16 protein-coding genes are annotated in these 15,649 nt (G+C 74.2%); 4 read left to right on the top strand and 12 right to left on the bottom strand.

Annotation, left to right across the window (positions count from 1 at the left end; genetic code table 11):
- Positions 1-3: 3 nt before the first annotated feature.
- The 4 genes from ACZ6O5_RS27290 to ACZ6O5_RS27275 all read right to left on the bottom strand — a co-directional run bounded on the left by ACZ6O5_RS27290 (position 4) and on the right by ACZ6O5_RS27275 (position 3,962).
- A complete protein-coding gene (locus tag ACZ6O5_RS27290) occupies positions 4-1,452 on the bottom strand; it encodes a sensor histidine kinase (protein WP_465980590.1) in 1,449 nt (482 codons plus the stop codon).
- A complete protein-coding gene (locus tag ACZ6O5_RS27285; RefSeq protein WP_465980588.1) occupies positions 1,445-2,137 on the bottom strand; it encodes a response regulator transcription factor in 693 nt (230 codons plus the stop codon). Before ACZ6O5_RS27285 ends, ACZ6O5_RS27290 begins: the two co-directional genes overlap by 8 nt.
- Before the next feature lie 69 nt (positions 2,138-2,206).
- Positions 2,207-2,719, bottom strand: a complete 513-nt coding sequence (locus ACZ6O5_RS27280; protein WP_465980586.1) for a hypothetical protein — start codon at positions 2,717-2,719, stop codon at positions 2,207-2,209.
- A gap of 70 nt (positions 2,720-2,789) precedes the next feature.
- On the bottom strand, positions 2,790-3,962 hold the full coding sequence (locus ACZ6O5_RS27275) for a thiolase family protein (protein ID WP_465980584.1): 1,173 nt from the start codon (positions 3,960-3,962) through the stop codon (positions 2,790-2,792).
- 112 nt (positions 3,963-4,074) lie between these two features.
- Between ACZ6O5_RS27275 and ACZ6O5_RS27270 the strand changes: the two genes are divergently transcribed.
- Entirely contained in the window at positions 4,075-4,509 is a 435-nt protein-coding gene (locus tag ACZ6O5_RS27270; protein ID WP_281934143.1) for a PH domain-containing protein, read from the top strand.
- A gap of 36 nt (positions 4,510-4,545) precedes the next feature.
- Here the strand turns inward: ACZ6O5_RS27270 and ACZ6O5_RS27265 are convergent, their stop codons facing one another.
- Together ACZ6O5_RS27265 and ACZ6O5_RS27260 are read right to left on the bottom strand one after the other, a co-directional pair.
- Positions 4,546-5,487, bottom strand: coding sequence for a rhomboid family intramembrane serine protease (locus ACZ6O5_RS27265; RefSeq protein ID WP_465980582.1), 942 nt, complete (start codon positions 5,485-5,487; stop codon positions 4,546-4,548).
- Between the two features lie 25 nt (positions 5,488-5,512).
- Complete coding sequence (locus ACZ6O5_RS27260; RefSeq protein ID WP_465980580.1) at positions 5,513-6,043, bottom strand: peptidylprolyl isomerase; 531 nt, start codon at positions 6,041-6,043, stop codon at positions 5,513-5,515.
- A gap of 84 nt (positions 6,044-6,127) precedes the next feature.
- On the opposite strand from ACZ6O5_RS27260, the gene ACZ6O5_RS27255 reads away from it, so the two are divergent.
- Positions 6,128-6,949, top strand: coding sequence for a hypothetical protein (locus ACZ6O5_RS27255; protein WP_465980578.1), 822 nt, complete (start codon positions 6,128-6,130; stop codon positions 6,947-6,949).
- A gap of 99 nt (positions 6,950-7,048) precedes the next feature.
- On the opposite strand, the gene corA is transcribed toward ACZ6O5_RS27255, so the two are convergent.
- Positions 7,049-8,197, bottom strand: a complete 1,149-nt coding sequence (gene corA, locus ACZ6O5_RS27250) for a magnesium/cobalt transporter CorA (RefSeq protein ID WP_465980576.1) — start codon at positions 8,195-8,197, stop codon at positions 7,049-7,051.
- 283 nt (positions 8,198-8,480) lie between these two features.
- A complete protein-coding gene (locus ACZ6O5_RS27245) occupies positions 8,481-9,575 on the bottom strand; it encodes an aminotransferase-like domain-containing protein (protein WP_465980574.1) in 1,095 nt (364 codons plus the stop codon).
- Between the two features lie 198 nt (positions 9,576-9,773).
- Between ACZ6O5_RS27245 and ACZ6O5_RS27240 the strand changes: the two genes are divergently transcribed.
- Complete coding sequence (locus ACZ6O5_RS27240; RefSeq protein WP_465980572.1) at positions 9,774-10,652, top strand: 3'(2'),5'-bisphosphate nucleotidase CysQ; 879 nt, start codon at positions 9,774-9,776, stop codon at positions 10,650-10,652.
- 104 nt (positions 10,653-10,756) lie between these two features.
- Positions 10,757-12,436, top strand: a complete 1,680-nt coding sequence (locus ACZ6O5_RS27235; protein WP_465980570.1) for a glycoside hydrolase family 26 protein — start codon at positions 10,757-10,759, stop codon at positions 12,434-12,436.
- Between the two features lie 64 nt (positions 12,437-12,500).
- Here the strand turns inward: ACZ6O5_RS27235 and ACZ6O5_RS27230 are convergent, their stop codons facing one another.
- From ACZ6O5_RS27230 to ACZ6O5_RS27215, 4 genes are read right to left on the bottom strand one after another with little or no spacing between them, the layout of a single operon-like run.
- Entirely contained in the window at positions 12,501-13,415 is a 915-nt protein-coding gene (locus ACZ6O5_RS27230) for a glycosyltransferase family 2 protein (protein WP_107156496.1), read from the bottom strand.
- Positions 13,412-14,410 (bottom strand): sulfotransferase family protein, encoded by a 999-nt coding sequence (locus ACZ6O5_RS27225; protein ID WP_107156495.1) that lies wholly within the window; start codon positions 14,408-14,410, stop codon positions 13,412-13,414. Before ACZ6O5_RS27225 ends, ACZ6O5_RS27230 begins: the two co-directional genes overlap by 4 nt.
- Positions 14,407-14,985 carry a glycosyltransferase gene (locus tag ACZ6O5_RS27220; RefSeq protein WP_405091695.1) on the bottom strand — a complete coding sequence of 193 codons (579 nt, stop codon included), beginning with the start codon at positions 14,983-14,985 and terminating at the stop codon, positions 14,407-14,409. Before ACZ6O5_RS27220 ends, ACZ6O5_RS27225 begins: the two co-directional genes overlap by 4 nt.
- Complete coding sequence (locus tag ACZ6O5_RS27215; RefSeq protein ID WP_465980567.1) at positions 14,985-15,461, bottom strand: UDP-N-acetylglucosamine--LPS N-acetylglucosamine transferase; 477 nt, start codon at positions 15,459-15,461, stop codon at positions 14,985-14,987. The genes ACZ6O5_RS27220 and ACZ6O5_RS27215 overlap by 1 nt, the downstream gene beginning before the upstream one ends.
- Between the last annotated feature and the right edge of the window lie 188 nt (positions 15,462-15,649).

The raw sequence follows: 15,649 nt of genomic DNA, 5'->3' as shown, positions 1-15,649 counted from the left end.
CCGTCAGGCCGATGTTCGAGCCAGGTAAGGATCTCCGGGCAGCCGGACCGTGAACGCCGCGCCGCCCTCCGGCGCGTGCCCGGCGGCGATGTCGCCGCCCAGCCGGCGCACCAGCCCGGCGGCGAGCGCCAGCCCCAGCCCGCTGCCCACCTTGCGCACCCCCCGGTAGCGCTGGTGCAACGCGCCCCGCTCGAACGCCACCGCCAGGTCGTCGTCGGTGAAGCCGGGCCCGCCGTCGCGAACCTCCAGGACCCCGCCGGCCGCCGGGTCCGCGCCGGCGGGCCGGACCGCGAGCACCACCGGCGCCCCCGGGGGTACGACCCGCAGCGCGTTCTCCAGCAGCCCGTCCACCACCTGCCGGATCCGGCCCGGATCGGTGTACGCCGGCACCGGCCCGCCCGGCGTCTCCACCCGGAACGGCACCCCGACCGCCGTGCACCGGTCCGACCAGGTGCGCTCCACGTCGGCGGCGAGCCGGGTCAGGTCCACCCGCACCGGTTCCAGCGGGAAGTCGGCCGCCTCCAACCGGGCCAGCGCCAACAGGTCGCTGACCAGCCGGTCCAGATGCTCGGCCTCGGCCAGCACGGTACGCCCGGTCGCCGGCACCGCGTCCCCGTCGAGCACCCCGTCGGCCAGCGCCTCGGCGTAGCCCCGGATGGCGGTGAGCGGCGTCCGCAACTCGTGCGAGACGGAGAGCAGGAACTCACGCTGCCGGCCCTCGCTGGTGGCCAGCGCGGCGGCCAGCCCGTTGAGCGCGTACGCCAGGTCGGCCACCTCGTCGGGCGGCTCGACCGGCACCCGGACCGCCCGGTCCCCGGCCCGGAGCCGGGCGGCGGCGGTGGCCGCGACGCGGATCGGTCGGGCCAGCCGGCGGGCCAGCAGCAGCCCGGCGACCGCCCCGGCGGCGAGCCCGGCGAGCAGCGGCAGCCAGAGCCCGCGCAGCACCTGCCGCCAGGGGCCGGCGGTGGCGGCGCGGGTGAGCACCACCCCGTCGCCGCCGGGCAGCGCCCGTGCCTCGACGAGCCGGCGTTCCCCGTCGACGAGTCGCCGGCCGGAGACGTTGCCGCCGGCCGCCAGCCGGGCGACCAGCGGCGCGGGCAGGCCGCTCCGGTCGGCCCGGCCGTCGCGGACCAGGTACACGTCGATCTGCTGCTGGCGGAGCTGCCGGATGAGCCGGTCCCCGGCGCCGTCGCGCTGGCGTACCGCGCGGACGCGCAGCACGTCGGCGGCGAGCCGGGCCTGGGCGGCCAGCGCGTCCTGGTCCCGGCGTTCCGCGCCGCGTACCGCCAACGGCACCGCCACCAGCGCGGTGACCAGCACCGACACCAGCGCCACCGCGCAGGTGACGAGCACCGCGCGGGCGGTCAGCGTGTGGCCCGGCCAACGGCGGGCGGGCGGTGCGGCGGGCCCGGTCCGGATCACCGGCAGCGCCACGGTGGGCTGGTCAGGCATCGGCCGCGTACCCGACGCCGCGGTGGGTGCGGATCACGCTGGCCGGGCCGAGCTTCGCCCGGACCTGCGCCACGTGCACGTCCACGGTCCGGGTGCCGGCGTGCGCCGCGTACCCCCAGACGCCGGCCAGCAGCTCCTCCCGGGTGAACACCCGGCCGGGGCGGGCCATCAGGTGGGCGAGCAGGTCGAACTCGGTGGAGGTGAGCTGCACCGGCGCCCCGCCGACGGTCACCGCCCGGCGGGCCGGGTCGAGCGTGACCGGGCCGAGCACCCGCGGCTGTTCGGCGGTGGCCGGCGTGCCGGCGCTGCGGCGCAGCACCGCGCGGATCCGGGCGACCAGCTCACGCGGGCTGAACGGCTTGGTGACGTAGTCGTCCGCGCCCAGCTCCAGGCCGACCACGCGGTCCACCTCGTCGTCGCGGGCGGTGAGGAAGATGACAGGCGTCCAGTCACCGGCCGCGCGCAGCCGCCGGCAGATCTCGGTGCCGGCCAGGCCGGGCAGCGCGATGTCGAGCACGCAGGCCACCGGGCGCAGCCGCCGCGCGGCGGCCAGCCCGGCCGTGCCGTCCCGTTCCAGGTGTACGCCGAAGCCGTCCCGGGTCAGGTAGAGCCGGACCAGGTCGGCGATGGACGGCTCGTCCTCCACCACGAGGACGAGCCCGCGCTGCGCGGTGTCGGCGGTCACCGGCCCATGATGACCGACCGGTGACCGCCCGGCGCGTACGGGAGATGTTCGGGTTCGGTAAGGAGAACGTCAGCGCGCCGACGCCGGGCGGAACACGACCGGCCGAGGGCCGGACGGCGCGTCACCGATCGTCGCGACCAGCCGTTCCGCCGGGGTCCGCAGTCGGGTGCGGAAGGCGTGGTGGAGCAGCGCGTCGAGCTGCCACACCTGCTTCGGGTGGTGGGTGCGGATGAGGAAGCGTTCGCGGACGCCGTCGATGGCGGTGGCCGCCAGCTCCACACTGTGCGCCCGAGGGTCCGGGCTCCAGGTGACGTTGCTGAGTTCCCGCAGCTCGGTGTTGAGGTGCAGGCGCAGCCGGTGCAGCAACCGGGTCTGCCGGGTCACCACCAGCCGGCGGTGGGTGAGGAGCATGAGGTAGTCGCCGCCGACCGGATGGTCCGGGCGGCTGCACCGGGTGACCAGGATGGTGGCGTCACCGGAGCCGACGCAGCGCCGGAACACCGGCATGTGGCGGGTGGCGGTCTGGGTGGCCAGGCCGGTCTCGGCCGCCGCCGGGAGGAACGTTCGGGAGAACACGTCCATGTCGGGTGCAACGAGTGGTTGACCCGTAGTGACATGGGTCACCCTGGATTTCTGGAACTTCCAGCCGCTCTCAGAGCAGTTCGACGATGGTGGCGTTGGCCATGCCGCCGCCCTCGCACATGGTCTGTAGGCCGTAGCGGATGCCGTTGTCCCGCATGTGCTGGAGCATCGTCGTCATGATCCGCGCACCGGACCCGCCGAGCGGGTGACCCAGCGCGATCGCGCCGCCCCGGGGGTTGAGCCGCTCCGGGTCCGCCTCGGTCTCGGCCAGCCAGGCCAGCGGCACCGGGGCGAACGCCTCGTTCACCTCGTACACCCCGATCTCCTCGATGCCCAGCCCCGCGCGGCGCAGCGCCTTCGCGGTGGCCGGGATGGGAGCGGTGAGCATGGCGACCGGATCGTCGGCGGCCACCACGGCGGTGTGCACCCGGGCCAGCGGGCGCAGGCCGTGCCGGCTGGCCCACTCGGCGGTGGTCACCGCCAGCGCGGCGGCGCCGTCGGAGATCTGCGACGCGGAGCCGGCGGTGACCACACCGTCGGCGCGAAACGGGGTCTTCAGTTCGCCGAGCTTGGCCAGCGTGGTGTCCCGGCGGATGCCCTCGTCGGCGGTGAACTTGCCGCCGTCGGCGAGCGCCACCGGGGCCAGCTCCGGCTCGAACGCGCCGGCGTCCTGCGCAGCCGCCGCCTTCTCGTGGCTGGCCAGCGCGAACTCGTCGAGCTGGGTGCGCGAGAAGCGCCACCGCTCAGCGATCAGCTCGGCGCCGACGCCCTGGTTGAACGGCAGCGGCGAATCCTCGGCGACGCCCTCGGCGCCGCGGTAGCGGGCCAGGATCGCCGGGCTGAACGGCATCCCGCCGGCCACGCTGGAGCCCATCGGCACCCGGGTCATCGACTCGACGCCACCGGCGACGACCAGGTCGGCCTGGCCGGAGAGCACGGTGGCGGCGGCGAAGTGCAACGCCTGCTGGCTCGACCCGCACTGCCGGTCGAGCGTGGTGCCGGGCACGGACTCGGGCCAGCCGGCCGCCAGCACGGCGTTGCGGGCCACGTTCCAGGACTGCTCGCCCACCTGCGACACGCAGCCCCACACCACGTCGTCGACCTGCCCCGGGTCGATGCCGGTGCGCTCGGCCAGGGCCCGCAGCACGTGTGCCGAGAGGTCGACCGGGTGCACGCCGGCGAGGCTGCCCTTGCGCCGCCCGACCGGGGTCCGCACCGCACCGACGATGACCGCGTCACTCATGTCTACTCCCCGGTAACCTCGCTTGACCCAATACTACGTGCTGACCTGACCGTCGTCCCTCCTCGCCTTTCCGGGCGTGCCGGACGGCCCCGGCCGCTGGCATGCTGGGCGGATGGATCCACAGCCGCCCCCGGTCCGGCAGTGGCGCGTGCCCCGGGCGCTGCCGGTGGTCAAGGCGCTCGGCGCGCTCGCCCTGATCGCCCTGGGCCTGGCGCTCGCCGACGGCGACCCGGTCCGCCCGGCGCTCGCCGGCTCGCTCGCCGCCGCGCTGCTCGCGTGGGCGCTGCGCGACCTCGTCGCGCCGGTCCGGCTCGCCGTCGACCCCGAGGGCCTCACCGTGATCCGCGGGTACGCCGGCCGGCGCCGGCTGCCGTGGGCCGCGGTGGAGGCGATCCGGCTGGACCGACGCAGCCGACGCGGGGTCACCGCCGAGACGCTGGAGATCGACGCCGGGGAGTCGCTGCACCTGTTCGGCCGCCGCGACCTGGACGCGCCGCTGGAAGAGGTGGCCGCCACGCTCACCGCCGCCCGCGCCGCCGCCCGCTGACAAGGCCCACGCCGATTCGCGCGGGAGCGGGCCGGATCAGCCGGTCAGCGCGGCGGTGCGGACGAGGGCCAGGCCGATCAGGGCCACCAGCACGATCGCGCAACCCGCCGTCTGGAACACGGTTCGGCGCATCCGCGGCGCGTACGCCAGGACGAGCGCCGTCACGGCACCGACCACCAGGCCGCCGAGGTGCCCGGCGACCGAGATGCTCGGCACGGTGAACGTGAAGATCAGGTTGATCACCAGGATCGGTACGATCGCCGAGGTGTCCCGACCCAGCCGGCGCATGATCACGAAGATCGCGGCGAACAGGCCGAAGATGGCGGTCGACGCGCCGGCCGTGAACCGGTTCGGCTCGGTGAAGACGTAGGCGGCCACGTTGCCGCCGAGCCCGGCGAGCAGATAGAGCGCCAGGAAGCGCAGCGGCCCGAGCACCGCCTCCAGCGTCCGGCCGAGCACCCAGAGCGCCCACATGTTGAGCAGCAGGTGCAGCACGCCGTAGTGCAGGAACATGGCGCTGACCAGCCGGTACCACTCGCCGTCGGCCACCCCGCCGATGGTGCCGTCCGGGAAGGCGGCCAGCCCCAGCACCGCGCCCCACTCGGTCAGCGGCGTCCCGCCGCCCATCAGGCCGCCGAGACCGCCGCCGGCGATCGCGTTCCCGCTCCGGGCCGACACGACGGAGATCACCATGGCCAGCACGTTCAGCGCGATGAGGGCCTTCGTCACGTAGCCCTGGCGGCCGGCGGCACCGCCTCCGAAGGCGGTACGCGCCGGCCGCACGCTGCGGCGTCCCTCGGCGACGCACTCCGGGCACTGGTGGCCGACGGAGGCGTCGCGCATGCACTCGGGGCAGATCGGCCGGTCGCAGCGGGTGCACCGGAGGTACGTCTCCCGGTCGGGATGCCGGTAGCAGACCGGAGTGGTCGGCACCGGCCCCTCGGTGGCGTCGCCTGCCTGCCCGGAGCGCTCAGTCATGCGAGCAAAGGTACCCGCGCGACGGTCAGGACTGCTGCCGCTCGATCTCGACCCGCTCGATCACCACGTCCTGGATCGGCCGGTCACTCGGCCCGGTCGGGGTGTTCGCGATCGAGTCGACGACCTTCACCGACTGCTCGTCGGCGACCTGGCCGAAGATGGTGTGCCGGTTGTTCAGGTGCGGCGTCGGCCCCACCGTGATGAAGAACTGCGAGCCGTTCGTGCCCGGCCCGGCGTTCGCCATCGCCAGCAGGTACGGCCGGTCGAAACGCAGCTCCGGGTGGAACTCGTCGTCGAACTTGTAACCCGGGCCACCGCGCCCGGTGCCGGTCGGGTCGCCCATCTGGATCATGAAACCGCTGATCACCCGGTGCGAGATGGTGCCGTCGTAGTACGGCCCGCTGCCCGGCTGACCGGTACGCGGGTCGGTGTACTCCCGGTTGCCCTCGGCCAGCTCCACGAAGTTGCGGACGGTCTTCGGCGCGTGGTTCGGGAAGAGCTCCAGCCGGATCGGGCCGGCGTTGGTGTGCAAGGTGGCGTAGACAGCCTCGGCCACGGGTACTCCTCACTCGTTGGTCAGTTCCTTGCGGATCCTCCCATGTGCCCGATCTGGCCATGCGGAGGCATCCGAAGGTGGAGGATGACGAAGGAACAACTCCCAGGAGGTGGGACCGTGTTTGGAATCGGGCGGCGAAAGACCCAGGGCCAGCTCGCCAAGGCCGAGTTGAACCAGGGCATCGGTCACCTGAGGCAGGCCGCCTCGCACGCGGCGAAGGGTGCCGGGGCCACGGTCGGCCCGCGGGTCCAGGCAGCCCGGGTCGCCGTCGCGCCGACCGCGGTCATGGTCCGGGACCGGGCGTCCAGCGGCGTCGCGTCGAGCGCCGCCGCGCTCGCGCCGGTGCTCCTGGCCGTGCGCAGCGCCCGGACCGAGGCGGCGGGCAAGGCACGCACCGGTCGTCGGGCGGTGGCGGCGAAGCAGTCCGTGATGACGAAGAAGGCGAAGAGCATGAAGCCTGGAAAGAAGAAGCAGCGCAGGTCGCGGGGCATGACCGCCGGTCTGCTGGTGGCCGGCACCGTCGCCGGCCTGGCCGGGGCGATGGCCATGCGCCGCCGCCGCGAGCAGCAGGAGTGGGCCGAGTACGACCCGACCGGCACGCTCGGCCCGACCGGTCAGGACACGTTGGAGCCGATGCGGGAGGACGTGGACACGATCGTGGTGGAGACCCCGGACGCCAGCGCGAAGGTGACCCAGGCCGGCCCGGCCGGTGCCGGCAGCTCGACGGTGGCCGACGGCAGCAGCGCCTCGACCACCACGCCCGGCCCCGACCCGGTGATCCACCCGAACAGCCAGGTCCCCTCCGTCGCCGAGGGTGCCCGGGACGTCTCCGGCCGACCGGCCGACGACATCACCAAGGCCGCCCAGAACGGCCGGAGCGCGGCCAAGGCCAGCGGTCGCCACTGAGCACGGTTCGAGCCGTCGGAACAGCGCCGGCGCGCGGGCACGCCCCGCGTGGCCGGCGCTTCCGCATGCCGACCTACCGTGCCGGTTGGGTGTCGCCTGTCACAACCAGCCGTTGCGGCGGAACCAGCGGTAGAGCACGAACGACAGCGTCAGGTTGACCGCCCACACGCCCGGATAGCCGTACGTCCAGGTCAGCTCGGGCATGTTCTGGAAGTTCATGCCGTAGATGCCGGCGATCGCGGTCCACACCGCACCGATGGCGGCCCAGGCGGCGATCTTGCGCATGTCGTTGTTCTGGTCGACGGTGACCTGGGCCAGCCGGGCCTGGAGGATCGAGTTGAGCAGGTCGTCGTACGAGTTCACCTGCTCGACGGTGCGGCTGAGGTGGTCCTGCACGTCGCGGAAGTAGCGCCGCACCTCCTGCGGCACCGCGCGGTTGACCTGGGCGGTGAGCGTCATCAGCGGGCGCTGCAACGGCACCACCGCCCGCTTGAACTCGACCAGTTCCCGCTTCATCTGGTAGATCCGCTGGATCCGGCCGCTGCTCTGCCGGTCGAAGACGTCCGCCTCCAGCACGTCGAGGTCGTCCTCCAGCCGGTCGGCGACCTCCAGGTAGAGGTCGACCACCCGGTCGGTGATCGCGTACGCGACCGCCCACGGCCCCTGCCGCAGCAGGTCGCGCTTCGCCTCCAGGTCGGCGCGGACCGGCGACAGCCGGCAGGCGTCCCCGTGCCGCACGCTGATCACGAAGTTCGGCCCGATGAAGAGCATCACCTGACCGGTCTCCACCACCTCGGAGTTCTCGGTCAGCTCGGTGTGCTCGCAGTAGCGGGCGGTGCGCAGCACCAGGAAGACGATCTCGCCGAAGTGCTCCAGCTTCGGGCGCTGCTCGGCCTTGACCGCGTCCTCCACGGCCAGCTCGTGCAGGCCGAACGTGGCGGCGATCTCGGTCATCTCGGCCAGGTCGGGCTCGTGCAGGCCGAGCCAGACGAAGCCGTCCCGCTCGCGGCGGGCGGCGGCCAGGGCCTCCGCGTACTGCGGGCGGCCGGGTCGACGCTCGCCGTCGACGTAGAGCCCGCAGTCGACGATGCCGCTGCGCCCGGGACGGGTCGGCTGGGGCGCTCGCGGGGAGCCGTCGGCGTTGAGGATGCGGGACATGGCGCGTACCGGCGCCGCCCAGGCCCGTGGCCGGGGCGGCCGGTCGCCGTACTGGCCGTCGGTGCGGTCGCGTGCCACCCGGTCCGTCATCTCTCGCCCCCTCTCCACGAAGCTGCGGCTTGCAGGTTACGCCGCTCGGAGGCGGGGGCGGGCGGCCCGCGGTGCGGTGCCGGGCGGGCCGGCCGCGTCAGGGGGGTGAGGGGCGACACGGCCCACCCGGCACCCGTGGGGGTGGGAGTGATGCTGGCGGCGTCGCGATCCGGGGCCGACCGCCGAACGTGAGCGACGCTCGCAGCATTGTGGGCCGAAGGCCGGCCCGGCGGGAGAGCCGAGCCGGCCAGGGGGGCCACTCTGTCGGAAACCCGACAGAAAATCAGGCGCGGACGGCGGCCATCGCCTCGGCGAGCCGCCGCACGCCCTCGTCGATCCGGTCCGCAGTCACCGCCGAGTACGCCAACCGCAGCGCGTGCCGACCGCCGTCGATCATGAAGTCGCTGCCCTTGACCACCGCGACGCCGCGCTCGGCGGCGGCCGGCGCCAGCCGGTCGACCTCGACGTCCTCCGGCAACTCGATCCAGAGGAAGTAGCCGCCGTCCGGCTCGACGAACCGGGCCTCCGGGATGTGCCGGCGCAGCGACTCGGCCAGCGCCCCGGCCCGCTCGCCCAGCGCCGTCCGGACCGTGTGGATCGACCGCTCGATCGAGCCGGAGACGCAGAACTGGTAGACGATCGCCTGGGCCACCATGCCCGGCGAGATGTAGAGGTTCGTGGCCCGCTTGGCGATCGCCGCGATCAGCTCCGCGGGGCCGACCAGGTAACCGACCCGCACACCGGGGCAGACCGTCTTGGTGAAGCTGGAGGCGTGCACCACCACGCCCCGGGTGTCCATCGACAGCATCGAGGGCAGCGGCTCGCCCCGGAACCGGATGTCCGCGTACGGGTCGTCCTCGAAGATCGTGAACTCGTACTCGGCGGCCAGGTCGAGCAGCTCACGGCGCTTGTCCAGGGAGAGCGTGACGCCGGCCGGGTTCTGGTAGTTCGGGATCACGTGGGCCAGTCGCGGCCGGACCCCGGACTCCAGCAGCTTGCGCAGCTCGGCGGTGTCCAGGCCGTCCGGCTGGATGGTCACGCCGTGCACCTCGCCGCCCATCTGCTGGAGGTTGAGCAGCGTGCGGTCGTACGTCGGGCGCTCGACGACCACCGCGTCGCCCCGGCGGACCAGGTGGTCGAAGAGGAACGCGTCGGCCTGCAACGAGCCGTTCGTGACCAGCACCTGGTCGGCCTCGACGCCGTGCTTCTCGGCGATCCACTTCCGCAGGGGCGGGTAGCCGACCGAGGTGCCGTACGCGGTGACCCCGGCAGGGTCGGCGTCGAAGGCGCGGACGGCGGCGGCCTTGAGCCCCTCGACATCGACGATGTCCAACGAGGGAGCCCCACGGGCGAAGGAGATCAGCTGCTCGGCGGTCATGCGCAGAGCCTAGGGCCTGCCCCGCCGGGTCCGAACGGCATACACGCGAAGTTCAACATGCGGGCGGCGACCGGCGGCGACCAGCACCGACAGGGAGACGAGGCCGGCTCGCGACTGTCTACGATCCGACCGGACGCTGGCGCCTGGGACACCGGTCGCCGAAGGATGACGGGTCGCGGCAGACCCGCGAGACAGGGGATGGGGCTCGTGACCGAGGACGAGACGGGACGACTCGACGACCAGCAGTTCGCGCAGTGGCTGGCCACCGAGGCCGGGGCGGCGCTCACCGCGCTGCGGGACCGGCAGGGCTTCGCCGACCCGAAGGCGCTCAAGGACGCCGGCGACCGGGCGTCGCACGAGCTGATGACCGCGGCGCTGGCGCGGTGGCGTCCGGCGGACGCGGTGCTCTCCGAGGAGGAGGCCGACGCGCGCCGCGCCTGGGCGGACGGGGAGCGGGCGCCCCGGCACGAGGCGGACCGGGTCTGGATCATCGACCCGCTGGACGGGACCCGCGAGTTCTCCGAGGCCGGCCGGGACGACTGGGCGGTGCACGTGGCGCTCTGGCAGCGCTCGGCCGCGCCGGACGGCGCGCTGATCGCCGGTGCGGTCGGCATGCCGGCGCGGACCACGGTGGACGGTGCGCCGGTCGTGCTCGGCACCACCTGCCCGACGCCGAAGGCGACCGACGGGCCGATCCGGATCGCGGTGAGTCGCAGCCGCCCGCCGGCGTTCGTGGGCGAGCTGGTGGAGCTGCTGGACGCCCGGGCCGTCCCGATGGGCTCGGCCGGGGTCAAGGTGTGCGCGGTGGTGACCGGCGAGGTCGACGCGTACGTCCACGCGGGTGGCCAGTACGAGTGGGACAGCGCCGCGCCGGTGGCGGTGGCCCTGGGCGCGGGCATGCACGCGTCCCGGATCGACGGCTCGCCGCTGCGCTACAACCGGGCCGACCCGCGCCTGCCCGATCTGCTGGTCTGCCGCCCCGAGTTGGCCGACCGGCTGCTCGCCGCGATCGCCCGCACCGGGGTCGAGATGCCCGCTTCGGCCGTCACCGGTGACCGGGGTGAGGCGTTCGGCTGAGAGTGACGGTACGTACGGCCAGGGTGAATCGGGGTTATCGTCGGGTGCGAATGCGCGTCCGACCGGAGCCCGAGACCTCGGGCCGCCGACAGCCAGGGAGGGCCATGCCGGCCGACCGAGACCCGCACGATGCTTTCGAGGAGCCGACCGGCCTGTGGCCGGGGCAGGACGTTTCTCGCCAATCGGGCAGCCCCGCGCTGCCCTGGCCGGAGACTCCGACCTCGCCACCGGCGCCGGTCCACGCACATGCCCACGGTGATCTGCCCTGGCCGGAGCGGGAGCTGCCCGGCCCCGGTCACGCGGACCAGTCCTGGGTGGACGCCGCGCCGGCCTGGTCGGGGCACGAGCCGCCCGGCCGGACCGGCGTCGAGCACGCCATGCCCGGCCCCGACCGGACGCCCGCCGCCTGGGCCGACGGCACGACCACCGCGTCCGCCCACTGGGGCGACGGAACGACGGCCACCGCCCGCTGGGGCGACGCGCCCACCGCGCCGGCGGACTGGACCGAGGAAACGACCGCGTCCGCGAGCTGGGGCGGGACCCCGCCCGTCGGCTGGGGCGGGGAGGCATCCGCCGGGTGGGGCGCGGCGACGACCGCGACCGCCACGCTGACCGGGCCGCCGCCCGGAGGCGTACCCACCGGGCCGGACGCCCGGCCGGGTGCGGGCGGTCCCGGCCAGCCGCCGCTTCCCCCGGTCACGTCGGACCCGCCGCCCGGCGGGCCCCGGCGGCGCTGGCGCGCGGTGCTGGCGACGGCCGTGGCGCTGGCCCTGACCGGTGGTGGCGTCGCGGTGGCCGCGCTGCGACCGGACGCGACCAACCCGCAGGCCAGCGAGGTGCCGAAAAGCGCCGGCCCGGCCCCGTCGGCCGGCCTGGGTGCGCCGGCCACGCCCGGCGCCGCCCCGAGCGCGGACCAGGGCCTCGGCGGCAAGCCCGGCGCGAAACCGTCGGCCTCCGCCGCCCCGGGCGCCAAGGGCTTCGCCGGTACGCGGGAGACGCTGCCCGGCGCGTCGATCGGCGTGCAGAACGGGGAGACCTTCGGCCAGGCGCTGAGCCGTTCCGACCGGACGTTCGGCAAGCTCCAGATGGCCCGGATCTTCTTCCCCGGCCTGCCGCCGGCCTGGTCGGGCAGTCGTGCCGACGTGGTCGACCGCACCGTGGTGGTGTCCTTCAAGGCGTCGCCCCAGGAGATCAACTCCGGCCGGCACGACTCCCGGCTGCGCTCCTGGTTCGCCTCGATCCCGCGCGACCACAACGTGTACTGGTCCTACTTCCACGAGCCGGAGGACGACGTCGAGCGCGGCGCGTTCAGCACCGACGCGTACCGGACGGCGTGGAAGCGGGTCGCCGGCCTGGCCGACCAGGCGGGCAACCCCAGGCTCATCAACACGCTGATCCTGATGTGCTGGACGCTCGACCCGAAGTCCGGGCGCAGCTTCGACGCGTTCTACCCCGGTGGCAACGTGATCGAGGCGCTCGGCTGGGACTGTTACAACTGGGGCAAGAAGTGGAAGCGGTACGCCTCGCCGCAGGAGATCTACGGCCCGATGATCAACAAGTCGAAGGCGCTGGGCAAGCCGTGGGGCGTCGCGGAGACCGGCAGCGACCTGGTGCCCGGTGACGCCGGCGCCGGCCGGGCCGAATGGATCCGGTCGATGTCCGGCTTCCTCAACGGCCAGCGGCCGGAGTTCGTGGCCTACTACAACCAGACCGTCAGCCAGGGTGACTTCCGGCTGCTCGACCAGCCGAGCATCCAGGCGTGGAAGGCGTTCTGCGTGGCCTGAGCCGGGCCGGCGGACCACGACGGGCGGGCGACCTCGGTCGCCCGCCCGTTTCGTCGCGTACGGCTCAGATGCCCCGGCCGCGCTTGTGCAGCGTGCGCAGCACCCGGTCGGCCTGCACCGCCCGGCTCGCCACCGCCAGCGCCAGGTAGGCGCGCGGCTCCTTCGGGTTACGGGCCAGCGTGCGTCGGGCCCACCGGACCGCGTCCCGCCGATTGCCCATCGCCGCCTGCGCGAACGCGATCTGCCCGGCCACCCGGGCCTCGCCGTGCGGCACGGTGGCGAACTCGGGATAGCGGCGCAGCAGCCACTGCAACGCGGTCGAGATGGTCTCCCAACGCTGCGCGAAGTAGGACCGCTTGTGCCAGCGCACCAGCACGTACGGGCTCTCCACGTTGACCAGCGGCGCGTACCGGGCGGCCCGGAGCAGGAACTCGTAGTCCTCCGCGTAGCTGCCCGGGATCTGCTCGTCGACCAGCCCGATCGCGTCGAGCAGCGCGGCCCGGCGGATCAGGAACGTGGACGGGTGCAGCTCGGTGAGCCGGTCCCGGAGCAACGCCTCCAGCGAGATCCGCGCCCGGTCCAGCGAGCGGTCCACCGTCCGGTCGTCGTAGCTGACCCGGATGCCGCAGCTCACCAGCGCGCCGTCCGGGTGCGCGTCGAGCGCCCCGAACTGGGCGGCCAGCTTGCCGGGCAGCCACTCGTCGTCGTCGTCGCAGAACGCCACCCAGTCACCGGTGGCCGCCTCGATGCCGGTGTTGCGCGCCCCGGCCAGCCCCGCGGTGCGGGTGTTCGTGATGACCCGGACCCGCCGGTCACCGCGGTCGGACTCCAGCGACCGGTCCGGCTCGGACTGGTCGTAGACCACGATCGCCTCGATCAGGCCGGGGTGCGCCTGGCTGAGGATGGCGTCGAGCGCCGCGCGCAGCAGCTCCGGACGGTCCCGCGTCGGTACGACGACCGAGATGCTCGGCCCACTCATGTTCTCTCCACGGATTCGTCGGATCCCCGCTGGCCCAGGTAGCCGTAGCGGACTCGGAGCGGCAGCGTGGCCAGGCTGACCACGGCCCGACTGCGGCGCGGCAGGCGGTCCCGCCACGCCTCGTCCCGGCGTACCGTCAGCGGGCCGCCGCTGAACCGCAGCGGGTTGCCCGCGACGCTGTGCGCGCGGAACGGCGCGGCCGGCTCGGCCGCCGGGTCCGGCGCGTCGCCGGCCAGGATGCGCAGCGCCGCCGGGTCGTCCGGCAGGCCGCTGAAGTCGCGCACCCGGCGGACGGTGCCGGCCGGGTCGGCGGTGAAGTCCTCGTAGCGCAGCCGGAGCACCTTCGCCCGCTGCGCGAGCAGGTGGAACGCGGCGTTCTGCGCGGTCCAGAGCTTGCTCACCTCGAACGGCGAGAAGGTCGGCATGAAGTCCTCGCCGTCCACCACCTCGGGCCGGCGCACCTGCTTGCCCCAGGAGTACGCGACCGCCCGGCTGTCCCGGACCAGGTGCAGCACCCGCAGGTCGAGCCCGTCCGCCCAGCTCAGCGCGAAGGCGAGCGAGGCGTGCTTGCTGGAGTCGACCACCACCCGCGCCCCGGTCACCGCGAGCGCGGCGCGGTAGATCCGGGTGTAGAGGTCGGCGTAGCGGCGGACGTCGGCGAGCTGCTCCGGCGGGAGCGAGGTCTTCGCCAACCGGGGGATGTGCCGGGTCCGGTCGACCCGGTCCTTGAGCGCCAGCACGTCGTCCCGGTCGATCGCGGACCAGCCGCCGAACGCCTGCTCGCCGACCTGCTGCCAGAACGGGCAGGCGGTGAACCGCTCCCCGCAGCCGCACCGCTCGTCCGCGCCGAGCGCCCGCTCCCAGAGGTGCACCACCTCGCCGACCGCGCACACGTCGGGACTCTGCGCCAGCAGCAGCTCCAGCAGCGTGGAGCCGCTGCGGCCGAGACCGCCGACGAAGAGCACCCGCGGCTGCGCCGGCTCCGGGGCGCTCATCCGCGCCGCCCGCCGGCCCGCTGGCGGACCCGCCGGGCCACCAGGTCGTCGATCACGGCGCCGACCCGGGCGACCGCCTCGGCGCGCGGGTCCGGCCGGCCGGGGTCGGCGGCCAGCACGAACCGGCCCGGGTCGGCCAGCCCTTCGTCCAGCGCGGCGAGCAGCTCGGCCTCGGTCTCGCAGAGCCGGACCATGCCGGCCGCGCCGAGCCGCCGGGAGAACAGCTGCTGGTGGTTGTCGACGTGCTCGTCGTGGGCCGGGTCGCGGGGCACCACGATCGGCAGGTGGCCGGTGCGGCGGGCCTCGGTGATGGTGGCCGGCCCGCCGTGGCTGACCACGAGCGTGGCCTCGGCCATCGCGCGTTGCAGCTCCTCGTGGCCGAGGAACGGGGTGGCCTCGGGCAGGGCCGGCGGTCGGCTGTGGCCGTACTGGAGGACCAGCCGGACGCCGGGGCGGGCGGCGTGCCAGCGCTCCAGCCAGCCGACGAGGCGGTCGAAGCGGTGCACGTCGGTGCCGACCACGACCAGCACGTAGGGCCCGGACCGTCGGTCCCGCTGCTGCGGAATGAGCCCCATCAGAGGAGGTTCCCCACGACTGTCGCCTCCGGGTACATCCGGCGCTGCTCCTCCCACTGCACGAGCATCGCGGAGAGGAACGGCCGGCAGAGTCGGGCGGTCAGCGTCGCGCTGTCGATGCGGTCGTAGACCTCGATGTAGACCGTGGGGATCCGGCGCAGCCGGGCCGCCACCACGAACGGCAGGGCGACGCCGGCGCCGGTGGTGACCACCGCGTCCACCCGGCGTCGGCGGATCACCTTCAGCGCGAGGAACGCGTTGCGGACCAGGTTCTTGACGTTACGGGTGGTGGGGTGGTGCGCCCAGACCACGTCCTCGCCGTGGAGCAGCGAGCGCGCGTCCGGTGTGTCGAAGGTGACCCATGCCCGGCCGCGTTCCCGGTACCACGGCTCGAGAGCCAGGAGCTGGGCCAGATGCCCGCCACTGGAGCCGACCAGCAGGACCTGCCCCGAGCCCTCGGTTGACCCGCTCACCACAACGTTTCCTCCCGTAACCGTGCGACCGCGCCCGGATTTACGTGAATGACCCTCGGACGCGCCCTGACAACCTACTGGCGCGGCCTGGGCAACTGAAGGGGCCGTTGGACGGATCCCGGCCGGCCGGTCGGGTCACCTCGGGATTCCCGTCGCCAGGATCCGGCCGGCGGTGCGACCCGCCAGGTCAG

It is taken from the genome of Micromonospora sp. NPDC049201 (genome assembly GCF_055586805.1).
Note: the sequence above shows the minus strand (reverse complement) of the source record. Positions and strands in the feature narration are given on the sequence as shown.